Below are 17,212 nucleotides of genomic sequence, written 5' to 3'. Positions count from 1 at the left end.
GAGGGGAGGAAGATGATTGATATTCATTGTCATATTCTCCCTGGAGTTGATGATGGGGCAAAAGAATATATCGAAAGTATAGGTATGGCAAAACATGCAGCTAGTAAAGGAATACGGACTATTTTTGCAACACCTCATCACAAAAATGGCTGGCATAATAATAAGGCAAAAGGAATTCTTGCAAGAGTCAATAAACTTAACAAAAAATTAAAGAGGAGAAAAATTCCTATTGAAATTCTGCCTGGTCAAGAACCACGTATTTATGGAGAGCTTGTTGAAGATTATAAAGCCGGAAAAATACTAACTCTTAATAATCAGCATAAATATTTACTAATCGAATTACCAGATTCACATGTACCTGCTTATGCGGGGGAATTATTATTTAATTTACAATTAGAAGGAATCACTCCCATTATTGTACATCCAGAAAGAAATGTTCAGATAAGGAAAAATCCTGATATTTTGTATCGATTCGTGATGAATGGGTCAGCTACTCAAATTACCGCTTCAAGCCTATTAGGTGAAAAAGGCAGGACTTTTAAAAGGTTTTCTAAACAATTAATTAAGCATCACTTAACACATTTTATTGCATCCGACTCACACCGCTTATCTAGGAATGCATTTAAATTGCCTGAAGCATACGAGTTCATAAATCGGGAGTTTGGAAAGGATTATGTCCATATCTTTCAAGAGAATGCTAGATCAATTTTGAATGGAAATGAAATCATTAGAGAAAATCCTAGTGAAATAAAAACAAGAAGATGGTTTGGTTTTTAAATCAAAAAAACGATCCACAGTATATAATTATACATTTAAATAACATTATCCCATATTTGTTTGAACAGAATTGGGGGATACCATGAAAGTATGGGTGAATAAGAATCAAAGCAGAATCCATATATTAGAAGATGAAAAAATAAGCTGGGTACTGGTGGCTCCTTGTATTGTTCTTACGGCACAGTACTTTTTTTTACTTATTAATGACCTATTAGGGATCATAAATAGCTTAACTATACAGACTGCTTCAAAAGTGCTGGTAGCAATTATGTTCATTTATGTGATGCCTGTTGCTTTAAAAAGGAGAAAAGTTACCTTTATTTGCACCTATTTAATAGCAACAGCTATTCTCTTAAGCCATTTCGTCCTTTTTCCAGATAATGAGCCATATATAATTGGAATTCTATTTCTGTTTTTTTTTATGTGCTTGCCAGCGTTTGTCTATAGTTTAAGCCTGAATGACTGGGACGTTTTTAGAAAGATTCTGAGAAAAGCTGGACTCATAGTCTTTATTTTTGGTACAGCCAGCGGGGTTCTAGTGCTTATAGGGCTGGCGAATATAGGTGATTATAGCATGGCATTATCCTACTATATGCTGCTGCCAGCCATCATATATTTAGACAAACTCATGGATCAACCGGCTTTTATACCAACGGTAGGTACGCTGGTCTCCTTATTTATAATACTCGCTCTAGGTTCAAGGGGAGCAATCATTTGTATCATCACTTTTGTTGTACTTAAGATCATTAGACCCCATTCAACAATGAATTTTAAGAGGGTTTTTTTTTACACCATGACAATATGTATTGGAATATTGTCTATCTTTAATTTGAATCAAATTTTTATTTTTATCTATAACTTCTTTATAGGCTTTGGTATAAGAAGCAGAACATTAGAATTATTTCTTATAGATATAAACCATCTAAGCGGGAGAGATCATATTTACCAAAATATAGTGGGGGAAATATTAGATAGTCCCATTTTAGGAATTGGGATAGGCGGGGATCGAAGAGTTAATGGAGAAGATGGTTTGTATGCTCATAACTTCTTCCTAGAGGTATTTTCTAATTTTGGGCTATTTTTCGGGAGTTTAATATTATTTATTTTAATATTATTGATTTTAAATATATTATTTGCGAAAGATAAAGGAAAATATAATATGGCTATTATCTGGATAAGCTTAGGTTTCGTTCATCTAATGGTAAGTGGTTCATATTTAACAGATATCAATTTCTGGATTTTTACGGGTCTTATTACAAATTATTGTTTTGGATCTAAGAATAGAAATAATTAATGAAAAACGCTGATTTCAGCGTTTTTTTTGTGCTTTATGACGAATTAATGTTCATTGTAAATAAAAAAGTGGGTACAGAGTCATTTTATGAGAATTTATTGATTTTATATATACTTAGGCTTAATTTTCAATTTGTAAATAAACAAAATGTAATGGAACGTTTTTTTTCTAAAGCCATACTTTGTAAAAGATAGAAAAAATTTACCATTGGTGATGCCTCCTTACCAATATCAATGGAGGCACTCGGTCATGCTGTGGGTATAAAGACCTTAGGTGCTAGTCATCAGAAGTGTGATGTGAGGACGGGTTTGATGCCCATTACTTAAGTTCCCCATGTGAAATGGTAAATTTATTCATAACAAAGAACCATTAAATGAGATTACTAATCGTACGTTTAACATCTATATGAAGGATTCCCTAGAATTATCTAACTGGTAAATAGCCGAAGCAAGACAATATGGCTATGGCTGCCTCCTATTATTGAATAGGGTATCGAATCATAAAGGAAGGTATCTCAACATGAATTTTGGAATAGTAGGTTGCGGATTTATTGCCAAGAAGCACGCAGATGCTATAGAGAAATTAGAAAATGCTAAATTAATAGCTGTTTGTGACATGGTGGAATCGACAATGGAACCTTATGTAAAACAATTTCAAGCAAAGCCGTTTACAGATTTAGCTGAAATGCTTAATGATTCATCGATTGATATAATCTGTGTTTGTACGCCAAGTGGTCTTCATGCAATGATTGCTGAATCAGCTGCTGCTGCAAAAAAACATGTTGTATTAGAAAAACCAATGGCCATGACGCTTGAAGAAGCAAATAGAATCATTCAAAAGGCTGAAACGAACAATGTCAAACTAACAGTGGTTCACCCAATCCGTTTCCGGCCAGCCGTACAGGAATTAAAAAAAATAATCGATCAAGGACTTCTTGGAAAAATAAGTCACGCTAGTGTAAAGGTAAACTGGAATCGTAATCAAGATTACTACAATCAATCACCTTGGCGCGGTACAAAACATCAAGATGGTGGAGTCTTAATGAATCAAGCAATCCATATGCTAGATTTATTAATTTGGATTATGGGTCAGCCAAAACAAGTTTTCAGTATGGAAACGACAAGATTACGTAACATTGAGGCAGAGGATGTTTCTATTGGTGTTATTCGCTTTGAGTCGGGTGCACTCGGTACAGTCGAAGCCTCAACCACTGTGTATGCATCCAACTTTGAAGAATCCATAACGATTTTTGGAGAAAAAGGAACGATAAAAATCGGCGGAAAGAATGCAATCCGTTTTGAACATATACAATTGGAAGGAATGTCTAATGAGGAAGCGGAACAATTGAAGAAGAAAATTAACCTTAACCCGTGGGGAGTACCCGGTCATCAGATGATAATGGAAGACTTGATAAACGCGATTAGGGAGAATAAATCACCATCGATAACAGGTGAAGAGGGAAAAAAAGCACTCGAATTAGTTCTAGCCTTTTATGAATCAGCACAGAAGAATAGCCCCATTACAATAGGAGAAATGCCATGACAGGAAAATCGGTAGAAAATCCAGTAGCTCTTCGACTCATTGAAATGTTTAAGAATAAAACTGCCACAGTCGGAGTAGTTGGACTAGGCTATGTAGGTCTGCCACTTGCCGTTGAAAAAGCAAAAGCAGGATATAAAGTAATCGGTTTCGATGTACAGGAAGAAAAAGTAAGAAAAGTTAACAAAGGTGAGAATTATATAGGCGATGTAATTCCAACAGATTTACAAGACTTAGTGCATAATGGGAAATTGGTAGCTACATCAGATTATTCATTTGTTAAAAATGTAGATGCTGTAGCCATTTGTGTACCGACTCCAGTGGATATTTACAAACAGCCAAACATGGAATATATAGAAAACTCGACAAAAGCGATTGCAAATTATCTTAAAAAAGGAGTATTAGTAGTTCTGGAAAGTACCACATATCCGGGAACAACAGAAGAATTAATTAAGCCCATTTTAGAGGAATCAGGATTAGTATGCGGTAAAGATTTTTTTCTTGCCTATTCTCCAGAGCGTGTGGATCCGGGAAATAAAGTCTATAATACAAAAAACACTCCAAAAGTAGTTGGAGGCATGACATCGGTATGTACAGAAGTAGCTGCTGCTTTATATGAAAATGTTTTAGAAGGAACTGTTTACAAAGTTTCAAGCCCTGCAGTTGCTGAAATGGAAAAAATTCTTGAAAACACATTTAGAAATATTAACATTGCCTTAGCGAACGAAATGGCTATTCTTTGTAATAAGATGGGCATTGATGTATGGGAAGTGATCGATGCAGCAGCAACAAAACCATATGGATTTATGCCGTTTTATCCAGGGCCGGGTTTAGGTGGTCATTGCATTCCGATTGACCCATGGTACTTAACATGGAAAGCACGGGAATACAATTATCATACTCGTTTAATTGAAACAGCCGGTGAAATAAATGATGGCATGCCTGACTTCGTAGTGAAGCGTTGCATCGAAATATTAAATGATCAAGGAAAAGCACTAAAAGGCGCAAATATTCTTGTACTGGGTGTTGCGTATAAAAAAGATATTGATGATTACAGGGAATCACCAGTGCTGCCGATCTTGCAAAGGTTTACGGAATACGGGGCTAAATGGGTCGTTGTAGATCCTCATATAAAGGATTTTAAGGTAAACGAGGTCATTTATACAACTGAAGTGCTGACTAAGGAGCTTGTTGAGCAAGCAGATATAACGGTCATTGCTACAAATCATAGCGCGTTTAATTATGAGCTGGTTATAAACAACTCAAGAATTATTTTTGACACAAGAAATACGAACTTAGGTAACCTTCAAATAAAAAGCTATATTAAGCTTTAAATTTTTTGAAAGAAGATATGTATGTTAAAAAAACGAATTCAAAATGACTTTATTAAAAATATATTAACCTTATTTACAGGTACAGCGATTGCACAATTTTTGCCTGTTGCCATCACTCCCATTTTGACTAGAATGTACGGGCCAAACGAGTTTGGAATATTGGCTTTATATATGGCAATAATATCTATCCTGTCTGTTATTTCAACAGGCAGATATGAATTAGCCATTATGATTCCAAAGAAGGATTATGAAGCTATTAATATTGCAGGTGTAGCCGCTTATATAAATGTAACGATTTCCATTCTTCTCTTTTTATTACTATTAGTCTTCGGAGAAAAGCTTTCAAGTTTTTTTGGTGTAAAAGCATTGGGATTTTGGGTATATTTTATCCCCCTTTCCTTAGTCATATTGGGATTTTATGAAATAATCTACTATTGGTTAAATAGAAGGAAAATGTATAAAGATATGTCCGTCAATAAAGTAATTCAGCAGGCAGGCATAGGTACCGCTAATATTTCAATAGGATATGTAAACAATGGAATCGGACTCATATTAGGAACACTAATTGGACAGCTTTTTGCTCTATTGTTAATTGTAAAGAAGCTGTTCATAAAAGAAAAAGACTTTATTAATAAAATTTCAAAAAAGGACATGGTCCACCAAGCAAAAAGATTTATTAATTTTCCAAAGTTCTTTATGTTTGCACACACATTAAATGTATCCTCAAGAAATCTGGCCCAAATTTTATTTTCAAGTTTTTTCAATTCTGTAACAGTGGGATATTTCACACTGACCCAAAGAGTATTAGGGCTTCCTGTTTCATTGATCGGCAGTGCGATTTCCGATGTTTTCAGGCAAGAGGCATCTGTAGATTTACTAACAAAAGGTAATTGTAAAGAGCTATACATTAAAACGTTTAAACTATTATTTTTACTGGCCATTATTCCGTTCACAGTCTTATATTTTATTAGCCCGTGGCTTTTTTCATTTGTTTTTGGTGCTGAATGGCGTGTTGCAGGAGAATATGCCCGTTTAATGATGCCGATGTTATTTTTTCAATTTATAACAAGCCCATTAAGTACGTTATCTGTCATTTTAGAGAAGAATAAATACGAGGTCATTTGGCAAACAGCTCTCTTCCTTTCAACAACCAGCAGCCTAGTAATTGGGTATAAAATTTTCAGTTCTATTAAGATAAGTATTATTCTATTCACGTTTGCATACAGCGTTATGTATATAATCGACGGATTAATGACTTATCGATTCGCTGTTACCGGAAGATCTGAAAACATACGTGATAAGTAAAGATGGTGACTTTTTTTTGAATAACAAAGATAAGTATAGAGAATTATGCAAAGTGGAGCCAATGATCCCCATTTTCTCAAAGGACTGGTGGCTGGATGCTGTTGCCGGGGAAGAGAACTGGGATGTTGTTCTAATTGAAAAAGGTGATGATATTGTCGCAAGTCTTCCTTACGTGATCAAGAAAAAATTCTTTCTTCGATATATTTCCATGCCAAAATTAACACAAACAGCCGGTATATGGATGAAATATCCTGATGGGCAAAAATACGCGAATAAAATTTCCTTTGAACGGGAAGTTTGCAAGGAAATTATAGAAAAATTACCATCTGTAGATGCTTTCTCTCAAAATTTCCATTACTCATTTACGAATTGGCTTCCTTTTTATTGGGAAGGATTTAATCAAACTACTTTCTATACGTATATATTAGAAAATCTTAAAGATCATCAGAAGTTGTTCACTCAGTTCAAGGAAAATATAAGACGGGAAATTAGAAAGGCTGAAAAGAAAGTCAAGGTTTATAACAGTGATTCAATTGAGGATTTTTTTCTAATGGTTAAGAAGACTTTTGACCGGCAAAATCAGCCGATCCCTTACGATTTAGAGTTATTAAGAAAAATTGATGCTGCTTGTACAAAAGAGAAATGCCGTAAAATTTTTTTTGCTGCGGATGAAGGAAATCAGGTTCATAGTGCCATTTTTATTATTTGGGATTCACAATCTGCCTATTACCTTATGGGCGGAGGAGATCCGGAACTTCGAAACAGCGGTGCAACCTCACTGCTGATGTGGGAAGCGATTAAGTTTTCATCTACTGTTACCGCTAATTTCAATTTTGAAGGGAGTATGATTCAGTCCATTGAGCGATTTTTCAGTGCATTTGGCGCTATTCAGAAGCCTTATTTCCATATATCTAAAACAAATTCGGCAGTAATAAAAATCCACACTGCTTGGAAAGAGTTATTAAAATGATAACCATATATTATCCTAGAAGCTTTATGTCGGAGAGAGCTTATATCATTGAAGTTCTGTTTGGTGAATTTCTCGGATTAGTTTATAAAACAGCAGATTATGAAGGAAATGATTACAAAATTGTGTTAGAAAATCACTCAATCCTAGTTATTCGAGATTCGTTTTTTAACCGCCAGAAGGAAGAAAGTTATTTAAATCCAGAAAACATTCCTACTCAAATAAGCTATGGAGTCAATCAATTTATCGTTGAAGACAACATCCCAATTCTTTATGGAAATGATGAGATAGAAATAAATCAAAAAGGTATTACCTGTGGAATCGATCTATTCGCTTCCGCTTTTTTTATGCTCACCCGCTGGGAAGAATATGTAATCAAAGAAAGAGACGTGCACAATCGTTTTCCTGCCTCAGCCAGCTTGGCTTTTCAAAATAATTTTTTAGACCGGCCTATAGTCAATGAATATGTGGAAATGCTCTGGAATATGCTTGTCCATATTGGGATTGAACAGAAGCGAAAAGAACGGAAATTTGAAATCATATTAACACACGATGTAGATCATCTTTCCTATTGGAAGGGAGCCATTCGCTCACTCCAAGTACTGGGAGCGGATTTATTAAAAAGAAGAAATTTTCCTATGTTCCTAAGAAATATTGCAGGTTTGACCCGTGTCAGATTAGGAAAGCAACATGACCCATATGATACGTTTGACTATATTATGAATCTATCTGAAGAAGCTAACATAAAATCCCGATTTTATTATATGAGCGGGGGCGTCACTAAGTTTGATAATGATTACCGTATTAATGAACCGGCCGCGTTAAATAGTATTAAGAAAGTAAAGGAAAGAGGACATATTATTGGTTTTCATCCAAGCTATAATGCTTACAATGATCGAGTGCAGTGGCAGAAAGAAAAAGAGCTGTTAGAAGAAGTACTGGGCTCTAGTGTAAAAGAAGGGCGCCAGCATTACTTAAGATTTGAAGCGCCTATTACATGGAATATTTGGAATGATAATGGGATGGAAATGGATTGCACGGTGGGCTATGCCGATCGGGAAGGGTTTCGTTGTGGAACATGTTATGATTATACAGTTTATGATTTTTTAAAGAAAAAGGCGCTGGGATTAAAAGAGTTCCCGCTCATTGTGATGGAAGGGAGCCTATATGGGTATCAGCATTTCTCACCGCAGAAAATGGAAGAGAAGATTATGAGCTTAGTAGACATGACGAAAAAGTATAAAGGGAATTTCGTTTATTTATGGCATAACTCCAGTTTTAATACGGAGTATTGGAAAAACATAGATGTCGTTTATGAAAATACGTTAAAAAACTTTAAGAGTCTTAATCTCTAAACATGAAGGAGTTCTAATGAAAATCTGTCATTTAACGTCAGTACACACCCATACTGATATTAGAGTTTTTTATAAAGAATGCCGTTCATTGGCCCAGGCAGGTTATGAAGTGCATTACGTTGTACCGGGGACAGAGGATGCATTAATTGATGGTATTCATTTGCATGGGGTAACGGAAGAAAAGGGCAGCCGTTTTAGGCGAATGACAAAAACAGTTGACCGTGTTTATAAAAAAGCCATTCAGATTGATGCACAAATCTATCACTTTCATGATCCAGAGCTGATTCCAATTGGGTTGAAGTTAAAGAAACTTGGGAAAAAAGTCATTTATGATATTCATGAAGATATGCCTCGAGCCATTATGTCTAAATATTGGATTCCTGTTATTATTCGTAAACCAGTAGCTGCTGTATTTGAAGCTTATGAAAACTATAGCGCTAAAAAGTTTGACTTTCTCATTACAGCGACACCATATATCACCAAACGGTTCAACAACATAAATCCTAATACCATTAATGTGAACAACTTTCCCTTATTAAATGAATTTGCGGGTTCCCGGGCTGATGTAGAACTCACCAAAACAAATTCAGTCTGTTACATTGGTGTCATTAGTCATATCAGGGGAGTAAAACAAGTATTAGAAGCAGCCAATTATATTAAAGGCACAATAGAGTTTGCGGGCCGTGTTGGTTCAGAAGATATATTGGAAATATTACATTCCCAAAAAAATGTTCAATATCATGGAACCTTAAATAGAGGGGAAGTGAAAAGCGTTCTTTCTAGGTCAGTTGCAGGCATCGTTACATTTTTGCCAGAACCTAATCATATTCATTCTCAGCCTAACAAAATGTTTGAATACATGTCAGCTGGAATACCAGTTATTTGCTCTAATTTTCCTAAATGGAAGGAAATAATAGAGAAACATAAATGTGGTATTTGTGTCGATCCTAATGATTCGCAAGCAATTGCCGATGCTATTAATTATTTTCTTACAAATCCGGAAACTGCAGCCTTGCTGGGGAAAAATGGACAAAAAGCAATTAAGGCTGAATATAATTGGGAAGCTGAAAGCCGCCATTTAATCTCTATCTATGAAAAGCTTTCCGCTGATTAAACCGATAAGGAGTTCAAGATGAAAATTCGAATGTTGGATTTATCAGAACAATATCAATTGATAAAGGAAGAAGTCATAAAAAAGCTTGATGAAGTGATGACCTCTTCTTTTTTTATTTTAGGGGATAATGTAAGGAAGCTTGAAGCAGATTTAGCTGCATATAGTCATGTGGCACATGGGATTGGAGTTGGAAATGGCAGTGATGCCATCCATATTGCTCTTCAAGCTGCAAATGTTGGTGAAGGAGATGAAGTAATTACGACTGCCTTTACTTTTTTTGCAACGAGCGGGGCTGTCATGCGTGCTGGAGCTACACCTGTTTATGTGGATATCGATCCCATCACATTTAATATTGACGCAACGAAAATAGAAGCGGCGATTACTGAAAGAACAAAGGCTATTATTCCGGTCCATTTATATGGACAGATGGCTGATATGGAGACCATTAAAGCAATCGCTGACAAATACCAATTAGTCATAATTGAGGATGCAGCTCAAGCAATAGGCGCTATGTATAAAGGAAAAAAAGCAGGGGAATTAGGAAAGGCAGCCACATACAGTTTTTTTCCCACAAAAAATCTTGGCGCCTATGGGGATGCGGGTATGATTGTGACAAATCATTTAGACTTGGCTGAAAAAGCTAGAATAATTAGGGTTCATGGAAGCAAGCCGAAATATGTCCATCATGTGTTAGGGTATAACAGCCGGCTTGATGAGTTACAGGCAGCAATATTAAATGTGAAATTTCCTTATCTCGATAAGTGGACAGAAGCACGCCGAGAAAGGGCGTTTTACTATACACAAAATATACATGAAAAGCTTGATCATATTGTCCAGACGCCTGTTCAAGTAAATGGCTATTATCATGTTTTTCACCAATATACTTTACGTGTGCCGAACAGAGATGAATTAAAGGTATACTTAGAGAAACGTGGTATTGAAACAATGATCTATTATCCAATTCCTTTGCATTTACAGCCTGTATTTATAGGATTGGGGTATAAGGAAGGGGATCTTCCTGAAACAGAAAAAGCGGCGAAAGAAGTGATTTCATTACCGATGTATCCTGAACTAAAATTTGAGGAGCAGGATTATATCATAGAGAGGATGATCGAGTTTTACAAAAGGTAAGGGAGAGAATAGCAATTGAAAATTTTAACGGTAGTTGGCACTCGGCCACAGCTTGTCAAAGTGGCGCCTGTTTCTCGTATGCTTCGTCAGCTTGTGACGGAAGTATTAATCAACACTGGCCAGCACTATGATTACAATATGGCAGGAGTATTCTTCGATGAATTGAACATCCCTAAGCCTGATTATGATTTAGGTTGTGGTTCAGCCTCACATGGCAAGCAAACCGCCGCCATGTTACAGAAAATTGAAGAAGTGATGATGGATGAACGTCCAGACGCCGTCCTTGTTTATGGCGATACGAATTCCACTCTTGCCGGGGCACTTGCGGCAAGTAAACTTCATATCCCGACTATTCATATTGAAGCGGGATTAAGAAGCTTTGATAAAAAAATGCCGGAAGAAATTAATCGGGTACTAACCGATCATATTTCCAGTTTGTTATTTGCACCAACTGAGGCAGCGGTAGAAAATTTGAAACGTGAAGGCATTACCAACAACGTCATAAACGCAGGCGATGTTATGTATGATGCTGTCCTATATAACACCGCGATAGCTGAAGAAAAATATACTTTAAAGCCATTTAGGGTCACCGAAAAAAACTATATACTAGCCACAATTCATAGGCCATATAATACGGATTCTCCAGATAAACTAACAGCTATAGTTCACGCATTTGAAAAAATGCAGGAAACGGTGATTTTTCCCGTTCATCCGCGTACAAAGCAACGGCTGGAAGAATTCGGCTTGTACGACCGGCTGTATCAATCCAGTCATATTCAGTTGATTTCCCCTATTTCATATTTAGAAATGTTATTGCTAGAAAAGAAGGCTAAAGCCATTATTACGGATTCAGGCGGTGTTCAAAAAGAAGCATACTTTGCCAAAGTTCCTTGCATCACACTGCGCTCTGAAACCGAATGGGTAGAAACCGTTGAAGCCGGATGCAACCACCTTGTCAATGTATTAAACGAAGATTTATCAGCTGTTATTCAAGAGATTATTCCTAATGGGGACTATTCTAAAAAGCTGTTTGGTGACGGAAAGGCATCTGAGAAAATAGTAAAAGAAATCTTGAAATATTTTCAATAAGGATGAAAAGCCGCCTGGAGTAACAGGTGGCTATACTTTTTTAGGGGGATAAGTATGGTAGAAAAAGGTCAAAATGTCGTGATTGGCAATAATGTTTCTTTCGGGGAAAATGTGATCATTGGCAACAATGTGGTCATTTACGGCGGAACTCAAATTGGCAATAACGTGATTATTCAGGACAATGCCGTTATAGGTAAACAACCAACTCGTGCCAAAGCCTCAATTCTGCCAGAAACTAAACAGCTTCCCCCGGCAAAAATCGGTTCAGGTGTAACAATCGGCACATCATCGATTATTTATGCGCAGGCAGAAATAGAAGATGATGTATATATAGCTGATTTAGCAACCATTCGAGAGCGGGTGACAATCGGAGAAAGAACCATTGTCGGCCGCGGGGCAGCCATTGAGAATGACTGTAAAGTCGGAAAGAACTGTAAGCTCGAGACGAACTGCTATATTACAGCCTACTCTGAATTAGGAGATTATGTCTTTGTTGCACCATGTGTCGTGACAACAAATGATAATTATATGGCAAGGGGCAAGGAGAGATTTGGAAAGTTTAAAGGAGTCACAATTAAGGATGGCGGCCGAATTGGAGCCAATGCCACGATTCTTCCGGGGAAAACGATCAATGAGGATGGGACAGTGGCAGCCGGAAGTGTAGTGACAAAGGATGTTTTGCAAGAAGAAATCGTCGTAGGTTCACCAGCAAAAAAGATCAGAAGTGTACCAGAAGATCAATTGTTAAAAAATCAAGAATAATAATTATTTGTCTGATTACTAGGATAAGGATGATTGATTTTGAAATACAAAAAGATTTTAGTTCTGGCTCCACATACGGATGATGCAGAGTTAGGCTGCGGGGGCACGATAGCTAAATTTTTGGAAGATGGTTCAAAGGTTTTTGTAGCTGTCTTTTCGACAGCAGAGGAATCAGTTCCAGAGGGCTCGCCACTAGATATATTAGAAAAAGAGTTCTATCGGGCGATGGAAACGATGAAAATTCCTAAAAAGAATTTGTTTGTTTATAAATATAAAGTTAGAAAACTGTCCTATTATCGACAGGATATTTTAGAAGAAATGGTTAAGCTTAGAAGTTTAATACAACCAGATTTAGTGCTGTTGCCTTCAGGGCAAGATGTTCATCAGGACCATCAAGTCATCCATTCAGAAGGAGTTAGGGCCTTCAAAAATTTATCGATATTAGGCTACGAGCTTCCGTGGAATCATATTACCTTTTCAACCCATTCATTTATGGAGCTTGAATACAGGCATATTGAGGCTAAATGGAAGGCTCTCGAGTCATATTCATCGCAAATTAAATTACAAAAGCCTTATTTTACTAAGGAATTTATAGAGGGACTTGCTAAGGTAAGAGGGACCCAGATTAATAAAGAGTGGGCAGAGGCGTTTGAAGTTCTGCGTGTTCATTTATAAATTAAAGGATGTGAATTAAATTGATCGTAACGGTTCATCAGCCAAACCTATTTCCTTGGCTAGGTTTTTTCGACAAGATGGCTAAAGCCGATTTGTTCATTTTCCTGGATAATGTTCAATTTACGAAGCGCGGGTATCAAAATAGAGTAAAGGTGAAAAGCCCGCATGGCGGTCAGTGGCTAACTGTGCCTGTTATCTCGAAGGGGAGGGCTTATCAGATTACGAACGAAGTGGAAATTGACAATAGTAGAGAATGGAAAAAGGATCATCTGGTGACATTGGAATTATTATACCGGGGAACAAAAAACTTTGATGATGTATTCAAACAGTTACATGATTTATATCAAGACGATGCCGATAGGCTAATAGACTTTACGACAAAGGGCATTCATCTGATTCAAGAGAATCTTAGTATAAAAACGAAGACGATTTATGGATCTTCCTTAAACGCAGAGGGAAGCAACTCCCAGCTCATCACGAATCTTGTAAAAGAAGTCGGTGGGACCGTTTATTTATCTGGTCCGAGCGGAAGAAATTACTTAGATGAGCAAATCTTTCAGAACGAAAATGTCAAAGTAGAATATCATGAATTTCAAGAAGAAATATATCCTCAAAAATATAATGATTTTGTAGGGGGTCTATCTACTCTTGACTATATGTTTAATGTATAAGTGAGGTAGCTATATGAATATATGGATATTCAATCATTACGCCATTACCCCTAAATCAAGCGGGGGTACCCGTCACTATGATCTGGCAAGTGAACTTGTGAAGCGAAACTATCAAGTTACGATATTTGCCTCTTCATTTGAGCACCAATCCAGAACGGATCCTAATATTACAGGTCCTAAGGAAAAAGTGAAAACGGAATCCATTGACGGGATCACCTACAAATGGATTAAGACAGTCAAGTATAAGAAGAATGATATAAAAAGGATTTGGAATATGATTGGCTACACATGGAGATCATTTTTTGCAGCTATAAAAACAAAGGAGAATCCGGATGTAGTAGTAGGTTCCCTCGTACACCCGCTTGCTGCTTTCTTAGGCTATATTATTTCTCGAATGAAAGGGAGCCTGTTTTATTTTGAAGAGCGTGATTTATGGCCGCAAACATTAATAGATTTAGGCCTAGTCTCCAAAAGACATCCAGCTGTAAAACTATTAAGCTGGCTTGAGCTTTTTTTATATAAAAAGGCAGATCGCATTATTATCTTGTTCAAGGAAGCTGAGGACTATATAGAGAGCAGGGGAATCAGCAAAGAAAAGGTACTTGTCATACCAAATGGTGTAGATCTGAAGAGGTATAATCGTCCAAAAGAATTGCCCCCTTTATTAAATGAATTATTTAATACTCAGTTAAAAGATCATTTTAAAGCTATTTATATTGGATCTCATGGGGTCACAGATCATTTGGAGCCCGTCCTATTATCAGCCAAAAGGCTGATGGAAAAGGAAAGCAACGTTTGTATGCTATTTTTTGGAGATGGACCCGAGAAAGAGAAATTAATAAAAATGAAGGAAGCGGAAAAACTCGATAATGTTTTATTTTTTCCTCCTGTGCCGAAAGAATATATTCCGAAACTATTGGAAAACTGTGATGCAGGACTTCTATCAATGCATGATTCAGAGCTTTATAAATGGGGCATGAGCTTTAATAAACTATATGACTATACGGCGGCAAAACTTCCTATTGTTTTAAACAGCAAAAGGGTTTTGCCTGAATTAGCTAAATTCGGCAATATCGAATGGGCAAAAAGCCATAATGAGTTTGCCGATACATTAGAAACCCTTAGTAATGACAAAGACCAATGTGAACAATTAGGAATGATAGGGAGAGATTTCTTAGAAAGAAACTATACATGGGAAATACTATCCACAAGGCTTATAGACGCACTAGAGAAGGATGTTAAGTAAGGACCTGAATTCCTGTTAGTATTAAATTACTCTATAACACTATATCCCGCACAATTCCCCGCCATACACCTAATAGCTTATCCAACATAAAGCCTTCAGAATTTAGAGTTATCGATTGGAGGATTACACCATTGTCATACAGGCAACGACTGTCATTTTTTATTCTAGCGGACCTTTTCTTAATCTTCGCCTCATTTGCTTTAAGTGTTTGGCTGATAATGGCACAGCCGCTTTCCTTAATGCTGATTGGGAAAGAAGAATCTATAGCCATCGTGCTATTCACATTTATATATTTTGTATTCTTATACTTGTTTAAGCTTCATCGAAAAGCGTGGGAGCATGTCAATATAAAAGATGCTTCACTCCTATTTCTTGTAACTGCTTTAACGATGGTCAGCATAATGTTCATCCAATTATTTGCAAATTCATTGATTAGTTTTCGTTTGCTTTTCATATTTTCAATTGTGTTTTCATTGTTCAATAGCGGAGTTCGATTTCTTTGGAAAGTATCGTTAACCCCAATTGATTGGGATCATTTAAATTATAAAAGAACGCTCATTATCGGTGCTGGTTCAGCTGGGACGATGTTAGTTAGACATTTAATTACAACAAGTTCCATCAGATTTCACCCTGTTGCTTTTATTGATGATGATCCTGATAAACAAAAGCTTGATATTTATGGCGTCCCGGTAGTAGGGACAACGAATGATATTGAAACAGTCGTGTCTAAGTTCAATATAGATCGGATTGTTATTGCGATTCCTTCTTTAAAGAAACATCAGTTAAATGAAATTCTTACTAAATGTGTAAAAACAAATATCAAAACACAAAAAATGCCTATGCTTGAAGATATCATTGAAGGAAAACGGTCATTTAATGATGTCCATGATATCCAGTTCGAAGATTTATTAGGAAGAGACCCTGTTATTCTAGATGATTTGAGTATTAGTGATTCAATATTTGGGAAAGTGATTTTAGTAACGGGTGCAGGGGGGTCTATTGGATCAGAAATTTGCAGGCAAGTTGCAAAGTTTAAACCAGGAAAAATGATTCTGTTAGGGCACGGGGAGAATAGCATTTATAACATTGACTTAGAAATGAAGGAAAAGTTTGGGGACCAGTTAACTTGTATTGCTGAAATAGCTGATATTCAGAACCGCGAAAAGATATTTGAAATTATTGGTAAATATCACCCTGATATTATTTACCATGCTGCAGCACATAAACATGTCCACCTAATGGAAAGGAATCCTGATGAAGCTTTGAAAAATAACGTGATTGGTACAAAGAATGTAGCTGAAGCCTCTCATGTTCATAAGGTTGGTATTTTCGTTATGATCTCAACAGATAAAGCGGTGAATCCAACAGGAGTAATGGGCGCCTCAAAGAGGCTGGCGGAAATGATTGTTCAAGATTTTAATGCAAAAAGCGAGACGAAATTTGTGGCAGTGAGATTTGGCAATGTTTTAGGAAGCAGAGGAAGTGCGATTCCGCTTTTTATCAAGCAAATCAAAAATGGCGGTCCAATAACCGTGACTCATCCCGATATGGTGCGGTATTTCATGACTATCCCAGAAGCTGCAAGATTAGTCATTCAAGCAGGTGCGATAGCAAAGGGCGGAGAAATTTTTATTCTTGATATGGGCCATCCGGTGAAAATTGTTGACCTTGTTCACAATTTAATCCGGTTATCAGGCTATAAGACAGAAGATATCGAAATTACTTTTACAGGGATACGCCCGGGTGAAAAATTATTTGAGGAACTTCTCGCATCAGATGAAATAATTGATAGACAGGTACATTCGAATATTTATATTGGCAAAGGCAGTTTCTTCAATGTTAAACCGATTGAAAAGCTAATATTAGAATATAAACATATGACAAAAGAGGAAATTAGAAAGCAATTATTAAGAATCGTTAGGCAGAAATCAAGTAAAGGCTAAGGCCTGAGCT

At 36.6% G+C, this 17,212-nt stretch carries 15 protein-coding genes; all 15 read left to right on the top strand.

Translation table 11 applies throughout. The features are described from left to right. The first annotated feature begins 12 nt into the window (after positions 1–12). Complete coding sequence (locus RRV45_RS18380; protein ID WP_315666104.1) at positions 13–777, top strand: tyrosine-protein phosphatase; 765 nt, start codon at positions 13–15, stop codon at positions 775–777. A 94-nt stretch (positions 778–871) separates the two neighbouring features. Then, complete coding sequence (locus RRV45_RS18375; RefSeq protein WP_315666103.1) at positions 872–2,071, top strand: O-antigen ligase family protein; 1,200 nt, start codon at positions 872–874, stop codon at positions 2,069–2,071. Positions 2,072–2,590: 519 nt separating this feature from the next. Then, entirely contained in the window at positions 2,591–3,613 is a 1,023-nt protein-coding gene (locus RRV45_RS18370; RefSeq protein ID WP_315666102.1) for a Gfo/Idh/MocA family protein, read from the top strand. Continuing rightward, the gene (locus RRV45_RS18365) at positions 3,610–4,944 is read left to right on the top strand and encodes a nucleotide sugar dehydrogenase (protein WP_315666101.1); all 1,335 of its coding nucleotides are present in this window, start codon (positions 3,610–3,612) and stop codon (positions 4,942–4,944) included. The genes RRV45_RS18370 and RRV45_RS18365 overlap by 4 nt, the downstream gene beginning before the upstream one ends. 21 nt (positions 4,945–4,965) lie before the next feature. Beyond that, on the top strand, positions 4,966–6,249 hold the full coding sequence (locus tag RRV45_RS18360; protein ID WP_315666100.1) for a lipopolysaccharide biosynthesis protein: 1,284 nt from the start codon (positions 4,966–4,968) through the stop codon (positions 6,247–6,249). A gap of 16 nt (positions 6,250–6,265) precedes the next feature. Further along, positions 6,266–7,219, top strand: coding sequence for a GNAT family N-acetyltransferase (locus RRV45_RS18355; protein WP_315666099.1), 954 nt, complete (start codon positions 6,266–6,268; stop codon positions 7,217–7,219). Beyond that, positions 7,216–8,571, top strand: coding sequence for a polysaccharide deacetylase family protein (locus RRV45_RS18350; protein ID WP_315666098.1), 1,356 nt, complete (start codon positions 7,216–7,218; stop codon positions 8,569–8,571). The genes RRV45_RS18355 and RRV45_RS18350 overlap by 4 nt, the downstream gene beginning before the upstream one ends. A gap of 16 nt (positions 8,572–8,587) precedes the next feature. Then, positions 8,588–9,685 (top strand): glycosyltransferase family 4 protein, encoded by a 1,098-nt coding sequence (locus RRV45_RS18345; RefSeq protein WP_315666097.1) that lies wholly within the window; start codon positions 8,588–8,590, stop codon positions 9,683–9,685. Between the two features lie 18 nt (positions 9,686–9,703). Next, entirely contained in the window at positions 9,704–10,816 is a 1,113-nt protein-coding gene (locus RRV45_RS18340) for a DegT/DnrJ/EryC1/StrS family aminotransferase (protein WP_315666096.1), read from the top strand. A gap of 15 nt (positions 10,817–10,831) precedes the next feature. Beyond that, complete coding sequence (gene wecB, locus RRV45_RS18335) at positions 10,832–11,905, top strand: non-hydrolyzing UDP-N-acetylglucosamine 2-epimerase (RefSeq protein WP_315666095.1); 1,074 nt, start codon at positions 10,832–10,834, stop codon at positions 11,903–11,905. Positions 11,906–11,959: 54 nt separating this feature from the next. Then, on the top strand, positions 11,960–12,667 hold the full coding sequence (locus RRV45_RS18330; protein ID WP_315666094.1) for an acyltransferase: 708 nt from the start codon (positions 11,960–11,962) through the stop codon (positions 12,665–12,667). Positions 12,668–12,706: 39 nt separating this feature from the next. Continuing rightward, positions 12,707–13,342: a PIG-L deacetylase family protein gene (locus RRV45_RS18325; protein ID WP_315666093.1), complete on the top strand. Its 636-nt coding sequence runs from the start codon at positions 12,707–12,709 to the stop codon at positions 13,340–13,342. 20 nt (positions 13,343–13,362) lie between these two features. Then, positions 13,363–14,013, top strand: coding sequence for a WbqC family protein (locus tag RRV45_RS18320; protein ID WP_315666092.1), 651 nt, complete (start codon positions 13,363–13,365; stop codon positions 14,011–14,013). Positions 14,014–14,026: 13 nt separating this feature from the next. Beyond that, positions 14,027–15,259 carry a glycosyltransferase family 4 protein gene (locus RRV45_RS18315; RefSeq protein WP_315666091.1) on the top strand — a complete coding sequence of 411 codons (1,233 nt, stop codon included), beginning with the start codon at positions 14,027–14,029 and terminating at the stop codon, positions 15,257–15,259. A 131-nt stretch (positions 15,260–15,390) separates the two neighbouring features. Continuing rightward, positions 15,391–17,202, top strand: coding sequence for a polysaccharide biosynthesis protein (locus RRV45_RS18310; protein ID WP_315666090.1), 1,812 nt, complete (start codon positions 15,391–15,393; stop codon positions 17,200–17,202). Positions 17,203–17,212 lie beyond the last annotated feature (10 nt).

Source organism: Bacillus sp. DTU_2020_1000418_1_SI_GHA_SEK_038, assembly GCF_032341175.1.
In the GTDB taxonomy this organism is placed as follows: Bacteria; Bacillota; Bacilli; order Bacillales; family Cytobacillaceae; genus Cytobacillus.
Note: the sequence above shows the minus strand (reverse complement) of the source record. Positions and strands in the feature narration are given on the sequence as shown.